The organism is Enterococcus sp. 2201sp1_2201st1_C11_2201SCRN_220225 (assembly GCF_040925905.1).
GTDB classification, from domain to species: Bacteria; Bacillota; Bacilli; order Lactobacillales; family Enterococcaceae; genus Enterococcus_C; species Enterococcus_C asini_A.
This window is the reverse complement of sequence record NZ_JBCOJC010000006.1, coordinates 54,780-71,494: the sequence shown is the minus strand read 5'-3', so window position 1 is coordinate 71,494 and position 16,715 is coordinate 54,780. Positions and strand designations below refer to the sequence as shown.

The following is a 16,715-nucleotide window of genomic DNA, read 5'->3' as shown; positions in this document are numbered from 1 at the left end:
GTTATGCCTCCTTTTTTAGAAATAAGGCTCTTCATCATCGTCTTGTTCGTAACTTAGCTTAGGCCGCTCTTGTTTTTTAAGCTTATTCAGAAAGGGGTCTTCCGCTTTTATTTGAGAAACAGTTAAAAAGCGACTTCCTTCCCAACTCTTTAAAATTGAATCGATGTAGTTATAAGTCCTACCCTTGCCTTCAATCCCTCGTAGCAACGAAAACAGGACGATTTGAACCGCATCTGCACGAGTAGCGCCGATTTCTTGAAAGTCAGTTACCCAGTAGGCAAGGTTTTCTCTGGTGACAGGGGCTAGTGATCCATAGCCGTTCTGCTCCCAAAAAGCATAGATTTCTGAAAGGTCAGAATTAGAGGCGGCCGGAAGGTTCTTCTGCCTCTCTTCTCTTTCCTTTTCTTTCGTTTCCTTTTCTTTCCTTTTCTTGCTATCGGAATCGGTTGGCTTTGCTATAGCATTGCTATCCGATTGCCATCTTTTAGCTGCTCCCTTTTTCCCTGCTTCGGATCGCTTCTTTGATTTTTCGTCTTTTATCTCCATGCGTTTGTTGAAACCTTCGGAGTAGAAACACTTACCGTCATCGGTAAAGGCAAATAACCCAAAGCCCTCAACTATACTTTTTAATTTTCCAGTATCTACACGAAGGTCAAAGGCTAGCATGTTGTAATCTTTGACACTCATGTAGTTTTTTTCCTCACGGAGACGTTCTAAAATCATGAAATAAATTCCGTAACCCTCGGCACCGTATTTCATACGGACGGGCAATAGCTTGTCAGAATTTCTTGCGTTGCTATCGTGGGAGAAGTAATTGTTCATGTTACCCCTCCTAATCTTCCGTGTTACTAAATTCCGTTACTTGCAAATGCCCCCGGCAATACTCGCAATTGCCACACGCTACCGGCTTCTGCAGGCCTTGTTTGATAGTGTCAAACTCCGGCGCATTCCGCTCTACTTCGTCCATCTCGAACTGCATCATGCCCTCATCTAAGGTGTAGAGTTTGAAAGCTGGTGGCGACTGTTTGCTAACTGCTGCGATGATCGGCGTGAAGGTCTTGCCAAATTCTTGTTGCAAAAGCTCGCGGTATACTGCCATCTGCATGTAGTAGCCAAAATCAGCAACCCAGCTCACTCTCTGCCCGAACCGTTCATTCCAAACTTTCTTGGTTAAGTCAGCGCTGGTCTTGATATCCACAAAATACCCACCCTCAACATTTAGACAGTCAATCTTGCCCTTCCATTGCACGCCAGTGATCTCGCCGGTCACAATATGCTCTTTCTCACCTTGATAGAGCTTCATAAAAGCTTGTTGCCGTTTAAGAGCTGTGATCATGTCCTCCGCTACTTGAAAAGCCTTAAGCAGACCGTTTGGTGCTCTCTTTGAGTACAATTTGTCTTTATTAGCGCTTGTGAATTTTTCGTGTGCTTCCTTACTCTCAAAATAGCTGTGTACATAATTACCGACTAACAATGGTGTCAGATCTCGTTCAGGCTCCCACCCTTCATTAAGCTTTGCCCAGGCCATCAGCTCACAGGATTGAAAATCCTTATATTGCGAGGCGGACATGAAAAGTTGCCCGGCCTCGCTTGAATAGTAATTTTCATCAGAAAGGATTGTTTTCGTCGATGTCGCTACCGTCATAATCAGCGCCTTCCTCTCTGCCAAAGTTAGGAATGATGCCTAGGTCGCCTTGGACTACTTCTTCGGCTTCGAAAATCTCCGGAACCTTATGCTCTGAGATGTTTTTTTCTGGCAATGTTGCCGGTTCCTCAGGCTTAATTAGCTCTGATAGTGATTCGATTTGTGCGGATTGTTCAACAGGTTCTGCTTGTTTCGCTCCGTTAAACCCGCCTAACTTAGCTGTTTGATCGTCTTCGGTATACATAGCGCCTAATGTTTCTGGGAAAGCCTCACGCAAAGCATTCACGATTGCGGATTTACGAATCATTGTTTTTGGCATCTGATTCCAAGTCGCTTGTCCTTTGGAAAACTCTCTTAGTTCTATTTCTACTTCAGTAGGTGATGGCCGGTCCTTTCGGTATACCTCAGCCCAACCGCCGATTAACTTATCTGTTGGTAGGCTTACTGCCCCCGGAAGCTTTTTAAGCTCTTCTCCTCGCTGTACAATGATGCCAGCTTTTAAGCCGTTGTATTGCGGGTGGTTTTCTGCCCGCTTCATAAAGGCTTCTTTAGATACGATGTTTTGAGCGGGTTTCCCTTTAAATTTGACTAAGTAGACTTCTTTCAAAAACGGATTTAATTTTTGATATTTGGCGAGTTGCAGGAACATCACAACTTCTTGATCTGTTACGCTCTCGTTCCCGCTAACCAAAAATTGTTTGACCATATTCCCGGAAAGTTTGACTTCCTCACCATTAACCTTATATTTGATAGGTTTTTCTAGTAGTTCGTTGCTCATGTTGTTTCCTCCTAATTAAGTGCTAATCCCTCTTTGTATTGTTCGCCGGTTCCAAGGTATTCGACCTCAAACGTGCATAGATCAGCTTTGACCTCTCGAAAGCTCTTGGCAGTGGCGATGCGGTATTCCTTCCACCGTCTGCCGTTTTCGTATTCGTAAAAGCTAATCTCGAACACCTCGTCCTCGTCTTGGATCAAGTTTCCAAGCCAATCTTCCTCAGGTTCGTAAGGTTCGTATTCTTCTTCGGTCGCTGTAAAAGGCTTTGTATCAATTCCCCAATTCGGGGTGGTTAAGTATCTATCTAAGTCACTGCTAAAACTCATCTTCCACAACTCCTTTTCGCTGTGTTATAATGAGGCTAAGTAAATAGCCTTATTGTTTTATCTTTTGACCCGTCCATGCCTGCAAGCTAGCGGGTCTTTTTTTTGCTTTTTTTGCTTCCGTGTCGTCAAAAATGGTAAACAGTAACATTCCCACCGGAACCGCTATTGTGATCGCCCAGCGAAAATCCACTAGCCATGTGATGATATCGGCTAATATCCAAGTAAAAGCGCCAATTCTGATGATGTATTTCATTTCAAACCTCCTTCAATAAATCCATACAATCGACATTCAAGGCCTTCGCCAGTTTTTCGATTGTCACTGTTGTAACAGCGAAATCCCCATCCCAACCGTTTTTAATCTTGCTGATGGTGTTTACGTCTACACCACTCATTTCAGCCAATTCTTTGTTTTTGATTATTCTTTCTTGTCCCATTAAGAGATACAGATTTTTCGATAGTCGGAAAGCCAGACTAGTATTTTGATTTGCCATGCTTTACAGCTCCTTTCCGAAATATCCTTCCGTCTTCCATTGATCCATGTACATATCCATTAAATCCATGACCGAGATATTGAGACGTTCGCATAATGCGAATAAGTATTGCTGATTGACAATGCAAGCCTCTGCCTGCTCCCGCGCGAGGTCTAGGACTAAATCATAGGATTCAACATTTAGCTCTCCTCGTTTACAAAGGATTCGTCTTACTTGGCGATCTTGCTGCCGCTCGTCTCTCTCGTCCTCCTCAATCTCTCGAAGGTCGTCGAGATAGCTGAGGTCTAGCTTGTACTCGCCGTCTAGCGGTCTAGGTAGCCCAAGGTAGAAATACCCGATTGTCTGAGCCAACGTGCTGTCGTTAGTGACTTCCGCTAGTCTTACCGCATTTTCTGCCGTAACCGGCTTAGGGTGGCTCTCTCGCGTCCAGTCGGTGATGGTTTGTCCAGTGACAAACATCTCTTTTGCGATGTCCTTTTTCATAATGCCCGTTCGACTTAAAAAGTCATTAATTGGAGCGTTCATCACTTTTGACGTTGATTGTGCTCTCATGTCTACACATCCTTTCTTAGTGTGTAATCTAGTTTTCAACAGCTTCCTTTGCGAGAATGAAGCTAAGCAAATGCCGCTTCATCAAGTTCGCGCTCTAGCTCTTTTTGGACTTCCTCGACCAATCTATCCAATTGGTCGTCGTTAGCGCATTTGATGATATGCACCAAACGAGGACGGGCATCGAGGATTAAGTTGATTTTGTCTTGCTTAGTCATTTTGAAACCTCCTTTTTATGTGTCAATTCGCGTCGCTCGTTTTCAAAAAAAAGAGTCCATTCAAAATCTAAGACAGACGCGATTCGCATAGCGTTCTCAACCGATGGGCGCCGACGCCCTTGCTCGATAGAAGAGTACGTTGTTCTTGGGATATCAGCATTTTTAGCAACATCATCTTGAGTCATATCCTTTTCTAAACGCAATTTAGTTAACCATTCTTTCAATTTCATCGTCTCCTTTCAATGTGTCGTATTGCGTACTTTTATAATACTACGCATTTTGACACACGTCAACACAAATTACTCTTTTTGACACATTTATTTTTTTAACTATCGCATACGCTTATTGCGTAGTAAAATTATTACATACCGAGTAGATGGAGGAATTTATATGTTTGGTCAAACCTTGACAGAACTACGCAAACAGAAAAAACTCACTCAAGAAGAAATGGCAAAGATCATTGGAGTTGCTCGAACTACCTACTCGTCTTACGAACAAGGGAGACGAACTCCTGATGTCGATGTACAAAATAAAATCGCAGACTATTTCAATGTTTCTTTGGACTACCTCCACGGCCGAACTGACGACAAAGAAAAAGCCCCTACCCTAGTCGCCGCCCACTTGGACGACAATTTGACGGAGGAGCAATTGGATGAGGTACGGAACTTTATTGATTTTATAAAGCAAAGAGATCATAGCGGAAAGTAGGCACTTATATGAAAGAATCTATTCTAAAAGACCTGCAAAAAGTAATCCGGCCGGCTGTAAACAAGGTGGCTCCCTCTATCAAAGATTTTGAATACAATAGATTTCAACCGGGAGAAACCGAAGGACAACGTCATGCAAGACTATATGAGCGTGATTACGCTGAACTTAGGGACTTGACCGAGGAAATTGTAAAGCTAAAGCAAGCAAAGAAAATTTTGCAAAACGATATAAAAAAGTTGCAGAAAGAGTTCGCTGTTTTAGATGCTTATTGGGATTACCGCTGGGAACTTGAAGTGAGAAGACTTGATAAAATGACCGGTTTGGAGTTTGAGAGCTATATTGCTGACATGCTCTTCTATCGAGGATTTAAAGAGATTTCAGTCACGAAGTCTAGCGGAGACCAAGGCGTTGATGTCATTGGACAAAAAGACGGCCTTTCGTATGGATTTCAATGCAAGCTCTTTAAAGGTTCTGTTACTAACAAAGCAGTCCAAGAAGTTTACACCGGGTGTGGTGTGTATGACTTAGATAAGGGCGTGGTGGTAAGCACCGGGACATTTACCAAATCGGCCAAAGAAGCTGCTGAAAAAGTAAATGTAGAACTATGGGATCGCATGGACATAAGAGAAATGATTAAAGATAAAGTCTCGTTCGAAAACGGAACATTTTAAAAAAGTTGGTGATGTAAATTGGATGATGCAGAGAAGCTCATGGCGCTTTACCCAGAACTGGAATACAAATTTGAACCTATCATGCCTAAGGTGCAAAAAGGATTGATAGTAAAAGATGTTGTCTATCTCAATCCTGACCAAACACCGGAAGAGCTAACTTGCACAGTAGCCGAAGAAATCGGGCACTATCTCACGTCCGTTGGAGACATTGTGGATCAAGATAGCAATGAAAAACGTAAGCAAGAACAAAAAGCACGAGATGTAGGCGCCTTGATGCTCGTCACGCCTTACGACATTATTGACTGCTTTGATAGTGGTTGTCGAACTATTTGGGAATGCGCCGACCATTTATCAGTCACGGAAAAGACTTTCCGCACCGCTATTAAATGGTATGCGAGGAAATACGATGGGGTAATCACCGATGACAAACACACAATCTGGTTCCACAAAGACGGAACGATGTCTGTTTACAAATCGTTGATATAAAATGTTTGGAGGGAAAGAAATGAAAAAGATTGTAGGATTAGGGCTAATTTTGGCGGTATCGTTTGGTTTGGCGGGTTGCGGAAGCAGTGATTCTGGTAGTGATACGAAGGAATCCTCTGGTAAAACGGAAGTAACTGAAACTTCTAGCTCAAGCGCTGTGGAAACTACAGAAGAATCAAAAAAAGAAGTCTCGGGTGATTTCGTGCCAACAGCAGCAGACGCTACCTTTGATGGAACTATATTAAAGGGTAACGCCTACTCAGTTCGAATCACCGATCACAAAGTAATTCAGCCAGGGGAAACTGGAAATGAGTATGGTGAAGCTCCTGTAATTGCCTTCTGGTACGACACTTTAGTCTCCCCAGATTATGACAATTCAATGCCTGTAAATCCTACTACAGCATGGATTTCAAATTTCAAAGCAATACAAGATAATGACCCAAATATGGTTAATGAATTGAACGTTGCCTCTCTACCCGATCAAGCACATTTAGATACTCAGTCTGCAGAAATTAAACCCGGCGGAACGCTTGCTAATTCAGTAGCTTATGAACTTACTGATGATAGTACGCCTGTAACCTTAGTAGCCGGAGATTTCTCCAGCGAATTTGGTCGAGCTGACTTTGCAATTAAATAATTAAGATTAGGCTTCGGCCTCTCCCTTTCTGGCGGCGCCGGTTCGATTCCGGCGAGGGGAATAATTAGCACTTCAAACCAACATTATTATTCATAGGAAAGAGTGATTAAGCATGGAAAAGTGTAGAGTTATATCAGTTATCAACATGAAAGGTGGTGTTGGAAAGACAACACTCACCAAGGAAATTGGAATTCACCTTTCAGAAACTAAAAATAAGAAAGTCTTGTTGATTGATGTCGACCCACAGTTGAACTTAACACAAGCGATGTTCCGTGTGTATGGTTTTGCTCAATCTCGTGAAATTGCTCAAGAAATCGAAATGGAAATTTCATCAGAAGTTGAAGAAGATGAAGGAGAAATGATACATAAACCTTCTAAGAATCCGGAATTACAAATTTCTAACGCTTCTATTGAAAAGATATTCAGCGGGACTGTATCTTCGGCAGCTTCTCTAAAGGATGCCATTCAACCCTTAACTGAAACCCTTGATCTCATTCCCGGGGAATTAGGGATTGAATTCTCATTAAGAAACTTGAACAGTGGGAAACTAGAGAATGGAATTCATGATTTTATTAAAAAAAATAATCTAAGAAGCACTTATGATTATATCTTAATTGACTGTCCCCCAACGTACTCTTCATATACGGTTGCTGCTTTAAAGCCAAGCGATCTTTACTTGGTTCCTGTGAAGCCCGAAGCATATTCTATATTGGGATTAGATATGTTACTTAAAGTAGTAGAAGCAGTCGTTGATGAAAATTCATTATATTTTGAGTCTAAGCCTTTAAACAATCTCGGATTAGTTTTCACTGATATTCCAAACACACTTTCCACAGGTATGGAAAAAATGATAAAATCAATTGAAAATAGCAAAGCTTTGATTGACAGAGGAACATATTTGTTTACTACACGTTTCAAAAGAAATGAATATCTAAAGAACAATATTGATTACGTAATAGATTACAACAAGAGCGTTCAATCACAACAGAATCTCGAACTATTGGTTAATGAAATGATAGGAAGGATTGATAGTCTTGAAAAAAGAACTATTGATGGCGAAGAATGAGTTATCATCACTTAGTAAGCGACAAAAAATAGAAACAATACGATATAAGTTATTATCAATTTGTTCCATAGTACTTCTGTCCACTGACCTATTCAAACTAAATAAAGATATAGAACCGCTATTGTTATCAGCGAGTATAGTATTTCGCCCTTATGTTTATAGAAGTAGGACATTAATTATTGCAAAAATAATCAGATATATCGAAAATGCTACTGATGAACAAATTTTCCATTTGGTAGACGTATTAAAAGACTATTTATTCGAAACAAAATCGATCTCATCGCCAAATAAAAAAAATAAAGATGATAACGATATTGACAGTTTATTAGAACAGTTTGGACGGACTAAATCATGAAAAAAGAACTGTCGCTAAAATTAGTAGATAAAGAATTTGAATCTTATAAACAATATTGCTTAGAGTATTTTCCAAAGAGTGACTTTAACAATGAAATTCATTTTCTGAGAAAAAATATCACCAGAATTTTCAAATGTATTTACCTAGTCCAAGTAGTAAAAGATTCCGTTAAATACGGGGTATCAGATGCACAGTATGAAATTGTTCTTGATTCGGAGTATATCCTAATACGACTACTTTATATCCTTCCTCATCAAGATAGATACTTTGTTTTTTTAGGATTCAGAGCAATAGCAGAGAACATCCTTCGCATCTGTTGGCTTACGGAGTCTAGCAACAAAATTATTGATGCTCGTAACAGTCAATATAGATTTTTGTGGAGTGATATTAAAAAGAAAAAAATTTATAAAGATCATAAAGAGATTTTGAATCAAATAAATGATATTTTTGGCAAAAGCTCTAATATCATTCATAACAAAGTTCCAGAAAAGAAAATAATCTCATATCTTACTGATCTTCAAGAAGGCACAACTCGTATTTCTAACGAAGAATTAAACAAGCGCATTAACGCAATTACAAGTTCATTTTTCGATATTATTTTTTCTGTTTATCCGTTAAATCATCAAACAATGACTTCAACAAGTTTTAGGATTCTTGCCGAATTGATTAAAGATTGACATGATTTAGAATGACTAAAGAAAGGCTTTGGCCTTTTCTTTTTACCACCAAAACGAACATACGTGCGTATTTTTAAGGACGAAATCAACAAAATAACCTCATATCCCCTATTTTATAAACTGATATTTAACAAATATCTGATTTCAGCTTTACTAATCAGAAAGGATGATTCAACATGGCTGAACCAAAGAAACTAGAAAACGGAAAATGGCAAATACGATTCCGTTACAAGGACCCTATTACTAACGTCTGGAAGAATAAAATGATTACTGATGCTACCAGAAAAGCAGTTAATGCCAGTTACACCGATTTTATGGCGAAGGTCAACAAAGGGAAGTTAGAAAAGAAAGTCAACCTCCTAGCCTTTTTTGATGAGTATGTTGAGACTTTCAAAAAAGGCAAAGTTTCCAAGATTACCTTAAATAAGTACGCAACTACAAGAACATCCCTTGAACGTTTTTTTGGTGACAAACAAACAGTTAGTGGCGTTGACAAGCTGTCCTACCAAAAGTTTATCAACTGGCTTGCAGAAGAAGGTGGACATAAAGGCGACCCACTTTCCAAAGTGACGGTCCAAAATCGCCATGATATTGTTAAATCCGTTTTCCTTGAGGCCTTAGATATGGGGATTATCTCAAGTAATCCTTGTCGTCGTGCCACAATAGCTGGCGAAGAAGCGGAACATGATAAAGAAAAGACAATGAGTTATGAGGATACCAAGAAATTCCGTGCTACCCTCCTTGCCCGGCCGGATACCACAGGAAAGTATTTTGTTTTAACACAACTTTATACCGGCTGTCGCTATCAAGAAGTTGCTGCCTTGTTTTGGAGTGATTTTAACGAAACGGAAGGAACGATCTCAATTAGGAGAGCCTATCAATATCAGGAAGACGAACGAGGGCTAGGCAAGACCAAGACACCGTACAGCATTCGAGATATTGATGTCCCCGCCTCTCTCTTTCACGAAATGCGAAAATACAAAGCAATCCAAAATGAGCGTATGCTACTAGGGAAGCTTAGGAATCCAAGATGCTTAGTTTTTGTGAATGATCGTAACACTTGGCCAATTACAAATGATTATGTAAATGAGTATATCAAGGAGACGTGCGAACTTGCAGAAGTGCCGCGCATTACCTCCCATGCTTTCCGACACGCCAAAATTGATGCAATGATTCTAGCAGAGGCCGACCCGATTTATATCAAATCTCAAGTCGGACACAAGAATATTTCGCAATCCTATGACTATGCATCTGCTACCCAAGAGAACCGATTAAAAAACAAAGAAAAGGTTCTGGACTTTATGAAAAACATCGAGGCAAAGTAAAAGCCGGGAATTTTGGGTAGTTTTTGGGTAGTTGGGTAAAAAGAAAAGCCCTAATCCCGTTGGTATCAAGGGATTAGAGCTTTAGACTGAAGCGGGTGACGAGAATCGAACTCGCGACGTGAGCTTGGGAAGCTCATGTTTTACCACTAAACTACACCCGCATGTTTGTTATTATAAAACTGTTTTTCTGACAATGCAAGAAAAAATTACACTTTTTTACAAGGAAACCCAAGAGGCTGATATCACACCTCTTGGGTTTATTTACGAACACTTTCCATTACAAAACTTTAGATAGAAAATCGCAAGTTCGAGGATTTTGAGGATGTTCAAAGAGTTGATTTGGTGTGCCTTCTTCCATAATGATCCCATCATCCATAAACAAAATCCGGTCTCCCACTTCCTTGGCAAACCCCATTTCATGGGTGACAATCACCATGGTCATGCCTTCTTTGGCCAAATCTTTCATAACTTGCAACACTTCTCCTACCATTTCGGGATCAAGAGCTGAAGTTGGTTCATCAAAAAGCATGACATCTGGCTGCATTGCTAAAGCTCGGGCAATGGCGATACGCTGCTTTTGGCCTCCGGAAAGAGACTGGGGATAGGCTTCTGCCTTCTCTGCTAAACCGACTTTTTGCAAAAGCTGCTCCCCCACATCAATTGCTTCCCTTTTATTTTGCTGTTTGACTTTAATCGGAGCTAAAGTCACATTTTCCATGACAGTCATATTGGGAAAAAGATTGAAGTTTTGAAAAACCATTCCCATTTTTTCCCGCATTTTATACAGATCGTTTTGCTTGTCTGTAATATCCACCCCTTCAAAGATCACTTGTCCTTTAGTTGGTGTCTCCAATAAATTCAGACAACGCAGAAAGGTACTTTTCCCAGAACCAGATGGGCCGATAATCACCACTACTTCGCCTTTTTTGATCTGGGTATCAATGCCTTTTAAGACTACATTTTTGTCAAAGGCTTTTTCTAATTGATTGACTTGAATTAATGCCTCCACGCTTTCCCTCCTAGCGATGATAGCCCTTGCCTAGATATTTTTCCCAGTGATTTAAAAGCCTTGAAGTAGTAAAAGTTAATACCAAATAAATCAAACCAGCGATTAAATAGGGCCCTAAAGGATTAAAAGAGCTAGAAATCACGATTTGGGCGCTGTTCATCAAATCATAGATACCAATAATCGAAAGCAAAGAAGAATCCTTAATTAAGACGATGAATTCATTGCCTAATGGTGGCAAAATATTCCGTAAAGCTTGAGGCAATATGACATAGCGCATGGTCTGCAAAGGCCGCAGTCCCAAAGAACCCGCTGCTTCTGATTGACCATAGTCCACCCCATTGATACCACCTCGGACAATTTCGGCCACATAAGCCCCGGAATTCAATGAAATCACGATAATCCCCGGCAACAAACGGCTTAAATCAATATCCAAAATTCCAATGGAAATTAACGGCAAGCGAAAGAGATTTTGCAAGAGCGTAAACCCAATCATGATTTGCAAAAGCATGGGCGTCCCTCGAAAAATTTCAATATACAAATTGGCAAACAAACGCAATGGTTTTAGCTTTGACAATTTTAATAAAGCCATCAAAACGCCAATCAAAGTCCCAAAGACAATCGTTACGATTGAAATGATTAACGTTACCATAGTCCCGTAAATAAAATAAGGATAATACGTGGTTAAAAATTGGAAATTCATTTACATCGCTCCAATAGCTTACTTGGCTTGGGTATTGGCCAATTCAGTATTTTTTTCAACAAATTCATCAATCTTACCTTCATCAATCAGTTTGTCTAAGATTTTATTCAATTCTTCTTGGAGGTCTTCACTGCCTTTTGGTAAGGCAATCGCATAGGACTCGTCATCTGATGAAGCTACTTCAATGTCAGCTAAAGCTAAATCCTCATTTTGAGCCACATAAGACTCAGCAATCTTATCTTCCAACACAAGAGCAGCAATTGATCCTTGTTTAACTTCCACCACTAGACTCGGAATTTTTCCCACGGCGACTAGTTGAGAATCGGTAAACTGATCTTTAACAATTCCTTCTTGAATGGAACCTTTTTGCGCCCCGACTTTCAATCCTTCCAAGCTGGCAATATCCGTATATTTATCCATATTTTCTTTTTTGATTACTACATTTTGTTTTGGTGCATAATAGTTTTCTGTGAAGAGCATGTTTTTCTTTCGTTCTGCCGTAGCGGAAATCCCTGAAACGCCCATATCTAAATTACCTTGTTGCAAAGAAGCCAACATGGGATCAAATTCTGTATCACTCCACTGTACTTTGACTCCCAGCTCTTTGGCAATGGTGTTCACCATATCCACATCAGCTCCCACAATGGTATCCTTTCCATCCACCATTGTATGAAATTCAAAAGGTGGAAAATCCGCAGAAGTTCCGACTTTTAAGACACCGGCTTTCTTGACTTCTTCCAGCTTATTCGTATCCTCACTTTCACTACTAGTAGAATCCTTGCCCCCACTGCCGCACGCTCCTAATAAAAACAACGCTCCCAAGGTCATGGACCATTTCATCATCTTTTTCATAACACTCGCCCCTTTTTATAAATATTTATACAATTAAACCGAAATAATCAATATAATATACATCCTAGCACAAGCCTTTGTAGATTGCACGTATTTTATTTAGTTTTTTATCATTTTTTGGATTTTTATACAAAAAAGACAGTCCTCAAAAAGAAGACTGTCTTTTTTAGTATTTACGAAAGCGCTGATAGCGTTGTTCTAGTAAAGTCTCTGTTGGCAGTTGGGATAACTGACTGAGTTTCTTGCTTAATTGTTTGCGAAGATTTTCCATTAAGTTACGTCGTTCAATGGGATGCCCTCGAAGCATTTCAGGAATAACCTTATCTACCACACCCATCTTTAATAACTCGCCTGCAGTAATTTTCATTAATTCAGCAGCTTCAGGAGCCCGGCTGCCATCTTTCCACAAAATTGAAGCAAAACCTTCCGGAGACAAAATAGCATAAATGGCGTGTTCCAGCATCCACACTTCATCGGCTACTGCCAATGCTAGAGCACCGCCACTACCTCCTTCGCCGATAATAATGGCGATAATCGGCACCTTTAAGTCGGACATTTCCATCAAATTTTTGGCGATGGACTCTCCTTCTCCACGTTCCTCAGCACCAATACCGCAAAAAGCCCCCGCTGTATTAATAAACGTAATTACCGGTCTTTGAAATTTCTCAGCTTGTTTCATTAAACGCAAAGCTTTGCGATACCCTTCTGGATGAGGAGCACCGAAGTTTCGTTGCAAATTTTCCTTTAAGTCGCGGCCTTTTTGAATGCCGATTACAGTAACCGGTCGCTTATCTAAAAAAGCAATCCCACCTGTAATGGCTTCATCATCCGCGAAAAGTCGGTCTCCGTGAAGCTCTTGGTACCCTTCAAAGAGTTCCTCAAAGAATTCCAAGGCAGTGGGCCGATCTTTTGCTCGAGCTAGTTGAACAATTTCATTTGTGCTAGTCACTGCTCGCCCCACTTCCTTTCTGTGTGTAGTTGCAAGAGTTGGTAAACTCTGGTCTTTAGCTGAGTTCGAGGTACGATTTGATCCACAAAACCGTGCTTCAGCAGAAATTCTGCTTTTTGGAAATCCTCTGGAAGTTCTTGTTTAATGGTCTGTTCAATCACTCGCCGACCAGCAAAACCAATTAAACTTTGGGGTTCGGCTAAGATAATGTCACCTTCCATGGCAAAACTTGCAGTAACGCCCCCAGTTGTAGGATCCGTTAAAACGGTCAAATAAAAAAGTCCTGCTTCGCTATGACGTTTTACCGCTGCTGAGATTTTAGCCATTTGCATTAAGGAGAGAATTCCTTCTTGCATGCGGGCCCCACCAGAAGCCGTAAAAATTACCACTGGTAGTTTTAAATCAGTAGCTTTTTCAAACAAACGCGTAATTTTCTCCCCAACTACTGTCCCCATACTCCCCATAATAAAGTGAGAATCCATAATCCCAATAGCCAAATCAGCGTCATGAATTGTTGCTCGTCCCGTTAATACCGCTTCATCTAAACCCGTTTTTTCCTGCATGGTGCGAACTTTTTCTTGATAACCCGGAAAGTTTAACGGATCTTGGGTAAATAAATCATTATCCCATTCTTCAAAGCTCTTTTCGTCAATCGTAATGGCGATGCGCTCCCAAGCACTGATTCGAAAGTTATAACTGCAATAAGGACAAATTTTTTCTAGTCCGATGTCTTTTGTATAGAGCATGTGTTTACAGTTGGGGCATTTCGCCCATAAATTGTCTGGCACCTCGGGCTTGACAGTTGGCGCTTGATTACGATTGGGATTAATTCGGATATAATTTTTCTTTTTAAATAAAGCCATCCTTATGCCTCCTACTTAAGAGAAAATGCCCAACCAACACTCTTTGTACCATAAAAGTTGGCGGGCACTTTCCTGTAAACTAACTACTAACTTCCCTTTAGTTAGTCTTTAACGATTACGCTTCTGGTTGCCACTCTGGCAAGAAAGTTTCTTGCAAAAAGGCGGTATCATAGTCGCCTGCAATCACCCGAGGATGACTAATCAGATCCATCTGAAAATCTGCATTAGTGGTTACTCCTTCTGTCACCAATTCTCCCAATGCTCGTTGCATTTTCATCAAAGCCTCAAAACGAGTCTCTCCGTGGACGATGATTTTAGCAATCATAGAATCATAATAAGGAGGAATCCGATAGCCTGAATACATTCCGCTGTCGACTCGCAGACCTAGGCCACCACTTGGTAAAAAGAGATTCTCAATTTTTCCTGGAGATGGCGCAAAATTCAATGCGGGATTTTCTGCATTAATCCGACACTCAATAGCGTGACCAGATAGATGAACCTCTTCTTGGTGTAAGCCTAAAGGTTCACCTGCGGCAATTTCTAATTGTTTTTTGACCAAGTCTACTCCCGTTACCATCTCCGTAATCGGATGTTCTACTTGAATTCGGGTATTCATTTCCATGAAATAAAAAGCCCCCGATTGATCCATAAGAAATTCAATGGTCCCCGCATTGCGATAGTTCACTGCTTTAGCAGCTCGCACTGCCGCATCCCCAATGGCTGTACGTTTTTTTTCAGTAATTACTACCGATGGGGATTCTTCCATGACTTTTTGGTTGTTTCGTTGCAAGGAACAATCTCGTTCCCCTAAATGAATCACATTGCCAAAGGAATCCCCTAAGATTTGAACTTCAATGTGGCGAGCAGGATAGATGATTTTTTCTAAGTACATATCATCATTGCCAAAAGCAGCTTTTGCTTCTTGTTGAGCAGAAGCAAAGTGTTGAGGCAATTCTTCTTTAGATAAAACCTTGCGAATTCCTTTCCCACCACCACCAGCTGCGGCTTTTAGCATCACTGGATAACCGATTTTTTCGGCAATGGACAATGCTTCGGCTACATCTGCCACAGCGCCATCACTGCCGGGAATCACCGGGACATCTGCTTCAATCATCAGTTTGCGAGCATTAATTTTATTGCCCATGGCATCAATCGTGGCACTATCCGGACCAATAAAAGCGATGTTGATTTCTTCACACATGGAAGCAAAGCGGCTGTTCTCAGATAAAAAGCCAAATCCGGGATGAATTGCTTCCGCATTGGTCACCACCGCCGCACTTAAAATCTGTTGCACGTTTAAATAGGAATCGCTAGCCTTAGCCGGACCGATGCAAATGGCTTCATCTGCTAGTTCGGCGTGTAAGGCATCTTGATCTGCCTCAGAATAAACCGCCACCGTATGAATACCTAACTCTCGACAAGCTCGGATGACTCTCACGGCGATTTCGCCACGATTGGCGATTAATACTTTTTGAAACATGCTCTCACCTAGCCAATCATAAATGTCAGTTCCGCTTCACAGGCTTTTTTGCCATCTACATAAGCAATTCCTTTGCCAATTCCCGCGGAGCCTTTAATTTTTTGGATTTCTATTTCTAATACTAAACTATCTCCCGGTACTACTTTTTTCCGGAATTTCACTTTATCCAAAGCACCAAAATAAGCAGTCTTGCCTTTAAAATCGGGCAATGACAGCAAAGCAACTGCTCCCGCTTGCGCCATGGCTTCTACGATTAAGACCCCAGGCATTACCGGCTCCATAGGGAAATGTCCTTGGAAGAAAGGTTCATTTACCGTAACGTTTTTCTTAGCCACGATTTTTTTACCCGCTTCTAATTCTTCTACTCGATCGATTAACAACATAGGATAACGATGAGGAATGATTGCTTTGATTTCTTCAATAGTTAAGACACTCATAAATTACCCTTCTTTCACTGTAAATAACGCTTGGTTAAACTCCACGACTTGTTCATTTTCCACTAAAACACCGGTGACAACACCAGCTACATCGGCGGTGATTTCATTCATTACTTTCATAGCTTCCACGATACAAACCACTTCACCTTTTTCCACTCGATCCCCGACTTTTTTAAACTCAGCTTTATCAGGAGCCGGTTTTAAGTAAACAATTCCTACTACTGGAGAAACGATTTTTGTACCTGTTTCTTCCGGTTCTTCTTTACTAGGTAAGGATTCATTGGATAATGTCTTTTTAGCTACTGGTACAGGCGTAATGGTTTCGGATACTTCTTTAGTTCCCACTTGAGGGGTAACACTTTGTGACGTTCCTGAATTATGACATTCTTGATTTTTATTGAAATACAGGCCGAAAGATCCGTCTTTTAAGTCAAATTCTGTTAACGTTGACTGATCGAATTGAGCCAATAAGTCTTTAATTTCTTGAATTTCCATT

Annotated in this window: 25 protein-coding genes and 1 tRNA gene; 8 read left to right on the top strand and 18 right to left on the bottom strand. The window is 40.7% G+C overall.

Features of this window, described 5'->3' with window-relative positions; genetic code table 11:
- Window positions 1–15: 15 nt before the first annotated feature.
- The 9 genes from AB5754_RS03150 to AB5754_RS03110 all read right to left on the bottom strand — a co-directional run bounded on the left by AB5754_RS03150 (window position 16) and on the right by AB5754_RS03110 (window position 4,234).
- Entirely contained in the window at window positions 16–822 is an 807-nt protein-coding gene (locus AB5754_RS03150) for a DnaD domain protein (protein ID WP_368252038.1), read from the bottom strand.
- A 10-nt stretch (window positions 823–832) separates the two neighbouring features.
- Window positions 833–1,645 (bottom strand): PD-(D/E)XK nuclease-like domain-containing protein, encoded by an 813-nt coding sequence (locus AB5754_RS03145; RefSeq protein WP_368252039.1) that lies wholly within the window; start codon window positions 1,643–1,645, stop codon window positions 833–835.
- On the bottom strand, window positions 1,608–2,423 hold the full coding sequence (gene bet / locus AB5754_RS03140; RefSeq protein WP_368252040.1) for a phage recombination protein Bet: 816 nt from the start codon (window positions 2,421–2,423) through the stop codon (window positions 1,608–1,610). Before bet ends, AB5754_RS03145 begins: the two co-directional genes overlap by 38 nt.
- Before the next feature lie 11 nt (window positions 2,424–2,434).
- Window positions 2,435–2,746 (bottom strand): hypothetical protein, encoded by a 312-nt coding sequence (locus AB5754_RS03135; RefSeq protein WP_368252041.1) that lies wholly within the window; start codon window positions 2,744–2,746, stop codon window positions 2,435–2,437.
- Between the two features lie 49 nt (window positions 2,747–2,795).
- Window positions 2,796–2,999, bottom strand: a complete 204-nt coding sequence (locus AB5754_RS03130; RefSeq protein ID WP_368252042.1) for a hypothetical protein — start codon at window positions 2,997–2,999, stop codon at window positions 2,796–2,798.
- A 1-nt stretch (window position 3,000) separates the two neighbouring features.
- A complete protein-coding gene (locus AB5754_RS03125; RefSeq protein WP_368252043.1) occupies window positions 3,001–3,237 on the bottom strand; it encodes a helix-turn-helix domain-containing protein in 237 nt (78 codons plus the stop codon).
- Window positions 3,238–3,240: 3 nt separating this feature from the next.
- On the bottom strand, window positions 3,241–3,789 hold the full coding sequence (locus tag AB5754_RS03120) for a hypothetical protein (RefSeq protein ID WP_368252044.1): 549 nt from the start codon (window positions 3,787–3,789) through the stop codon (window positions 3,241–3,243).
- 62 nt (window positions 3,790–3,851) lie between these two features.
- A complete protein-coding gene (locus AB5754_RS03115; protein ID WP_368252045.1) occupies window positions 3,852–4,004 on the bottom strand; it encodes a hypothetical protein in 153 nt (50 codons plus the stop codon).
- Window positions 4,001–4,234, bottom strand: coding sequence for a helix-turn-helix transcriptional regulator (locus AB5754_RS03110; protein WP_368259461.1), 234 nt, complete (start codon window positions 4,232–4,234; stop codon window positions 4,001–4,003). Before AB5754_RS03110 ends, AB5754_RS03115 begins: the two co-directional genes overlap by 4 nt.
- A gap of 160 nt (window positions 4,235–4,394) precedes the next feature.
- On the opposite strand from AB5754_RS03110, the gene AB5754_RS03105 reads away from it, so the two are divergent.
- The 8 genes from AB5754_RS03105 to AB5754_RS03070 all read left to right on the top strand — a co-directional run bounded on the left by AB5754_RS03105 (window position 4,395) and on the right by AB5754_RS03070 (window position 9,929).
- Complete coding sequence (locus AB5754_RS03105; RefSeq protein ID WP_368252047.1) at window positions 4,395–4,712, top strand: helix-turn-helix domain-containing protein; 318 nt, start codon at window positions 4,395–4,397, stop codon at window positions 4,710–4,712.
- A gap of 8 nt (window positions 4,713–4,720) precedes the next feature.
- Window positions 4,721–5,383 (top strand): restriction endonuclease, encoded by a 663-nt coding sequence (locus AB5754_RS03100; RefSeq protein ID WP_368252048.1) that lies wholly within the window; start codon window positions 4,721–4,723, stop codon window positions 5,381–5,383.
- An 18-nt stretch (window positions 5,384–5,401) separates the two neighbouring features.
- A complete protein-coding gene (locus tag AB5754_RS03095; protein WP_368252049.1) occupies window positions 5,402–5,869 on the top strand; it encodes an ImmA/IrrE family metallo-endopeptidase in 468 nt (155 codons plus the stop codon).
- 19 nt (window positions 5,870–5,888) lie between these two features.
- Window positions 5,889–6,506 (top strand): DUF5067 domain-containing protein, encoded by a 618-nt coding sequence (locus AB5754_RS03090; protein ID WP_368252050.1) that lies wholly within the window; start codon window positions 5,889–5,891, stop codon window positions 6,504–6,506.
- A gap of 112 nt (window positions 6,507–6,618) precedes the next feature.
- The gene (locus AB5754_RS03085; RefSeq protein ID WP_368252051.1) at window positions 6,619–7,572 is read left to right on the top strand and encodes a ParA family protein; all 954 of its coding nucleotides are present in this window, start codon (window positions 6,619–6,621) and stop codon (window positions 7,570–7,572) included.
- The gene (locus AB5754_RS03080) at window positions 7,541–7,927 is read left to right on the top strand and encodes a hypothetical protein (RefSeq protein WP_368252052.1); all 387 of its coding nucleotides are present in this window, start codon (window positions 7,541–7,543) and stop codon (window positions 7,925–7,927) included. Before AB5754_RS03085 ends, AB5754_RS03080 begins: the two co-directional genes overlap by 32 nt.
- Window positions 7,924–8,604: a hypothetical protein gene (locus tag AB5754_RS03075; protein WP_368252053.1), complete on the top strand. Its 681-nt coding sequence runs from the start codon at window positions 7,924–7,926 to the stop codon at window positions 8,602–8,604. The genes AB5754_RS03080 and AB5754_RS03075 overlap by 4 nt, the downstream gene beginning before the upstream one ends.
- A 176-nt stretch (window positions 8,605–8,780) precedes the next feature.
- Window positions 8,781–9,929, top strand: coding sequence for a tyrosine-type recombinase/integrase (locus tag AB5754_RS03070; protein WP_368252054.1), 1,149 nt, complete (start codon window positions 8,781–8,783; stop codon window positions 9,927–9,929).
- Between the two features lie 90 nt (window positions 9,930–10,019).
- Here the strand turns inward: AB5754_RS03070 and AB5754_RS03065 are convergent.
- The 9 genes from AB5754_RS03065 to accB all read right to left on the bottom strand — a co-directional run bounded on the left by AB5754_RS03065 (window position 10,020) and on the right by accB (window position 16,714).
- Window positions 10,020–10,090 (bottom strand) — tRNA-Gly (locus AB5754_RS03065).
- A 116-nt stretch (window positions 10,091–10,206) separates the two neighbouring features.
- A complete protein-coding gene (locus AB5754_RS03060; protein ID WP_368252055.1) occupies window positions 10,207–10,938 on the bottom strand; it encodes an amino acid ABC transporter ATP-binding protein in 732 nt (243 codons plus the stop codon).
- 10 nt (window positions 10,939–10,948) lie between these two features.
- Complete coding sequence (locus AB5754_RS03055; protein WP_368252056.1) at window positions 10,949–11,638, bottom strand: amino acid ABC transporter permease; 690 nt, start codon at window positions 11,636–11,638, stop codon at window positions 10,949–10,951.
- An 18-nt stretch (window positions 11,639–11,656) separates the two neighbouring features.
- The gene (locus AB5754_RS03050) at window positions 11,657–12,490 is read right to left on the bottom strand and encodes a transporter substrate-binding domain-containing protein (protein ID WP_368259460.1); all 834 of its coding nucleotides are present in this window, start codon (window positions 12,488–12,490) and stop codon (window positions 11,657–11,659) included.
- A 166-nt stretch (window positions 12,491–12,656) separates the two neighbouring features.
- Complete coding sequence (locus AB5754_RS03045) at window positions 12,657–13,547, bottom strand: acetyl-CoA carboxylase carboxyl transferase subunit alpha (RefSeq protein ID WP_368251967.1); 891 nt, start codon at window positions 13,545–13,547, stop codon at window positions 12,657–12,659.
- On the bottom strand, window positions 13,436–14,302 hold the full coding sequence (accD, locus tag AB5754_RS03040; protein WP_368251945.1) for an acetyl-CoA carboxylase, carboxyltransferase subunit beta: 867 nt from the start codon (window positions 14,300–14,302) through the stop codon (window positions 13,436–13,438). Before accD ends, AB5754_RS03045 begins: the two co-directional genes overlap by 112 nt.
- Window positions 14,303–14,417: 115 nt before the next feature.
- Window positions 14,418–15,782, bottom strand: a complete 1,365-nt coding sequence (locus AB5754_RS03035; RefSeq protein ID WP_368251946.1) for an acetyl-CoA carboxylase biotin carboxylase subunit — start codon at window positions 15,780–15,782, stop codon at window positions 14,418–14,420.
- An 8-nt stretch (window positions 15,783–15,790) separates the two neighbouring features.
- Window positions 15,791–16,219, bottom strand: a complete 429-nt coding sequence (gene fabZ / locus AB5754_RS03030; RefSeq protein ID WP_368251947.1) for a 3-hydroxyacyl-ACP dehydratase FabZ — start codon at window positions 16,217–16,219, stop codon at window positions 15,791–15,793.
- A gap of 3 nt (window positions 16,220–16,222) precedes the next feature.
- On the bottom strand, window positions 16,223–16,714 hold the full coding sequence (accB, locus tag AB5754_RS03025) for an acetyl-CoA carboxylase biotin carboxyl carrier protein (protein WP_311833523.1): 492 nt from the start codon (window positions 16,712–16,714) through the stop codon (window positions 16,223–16,225).
- Window position 16,715 lies beyond the last annotated feature (1 nt).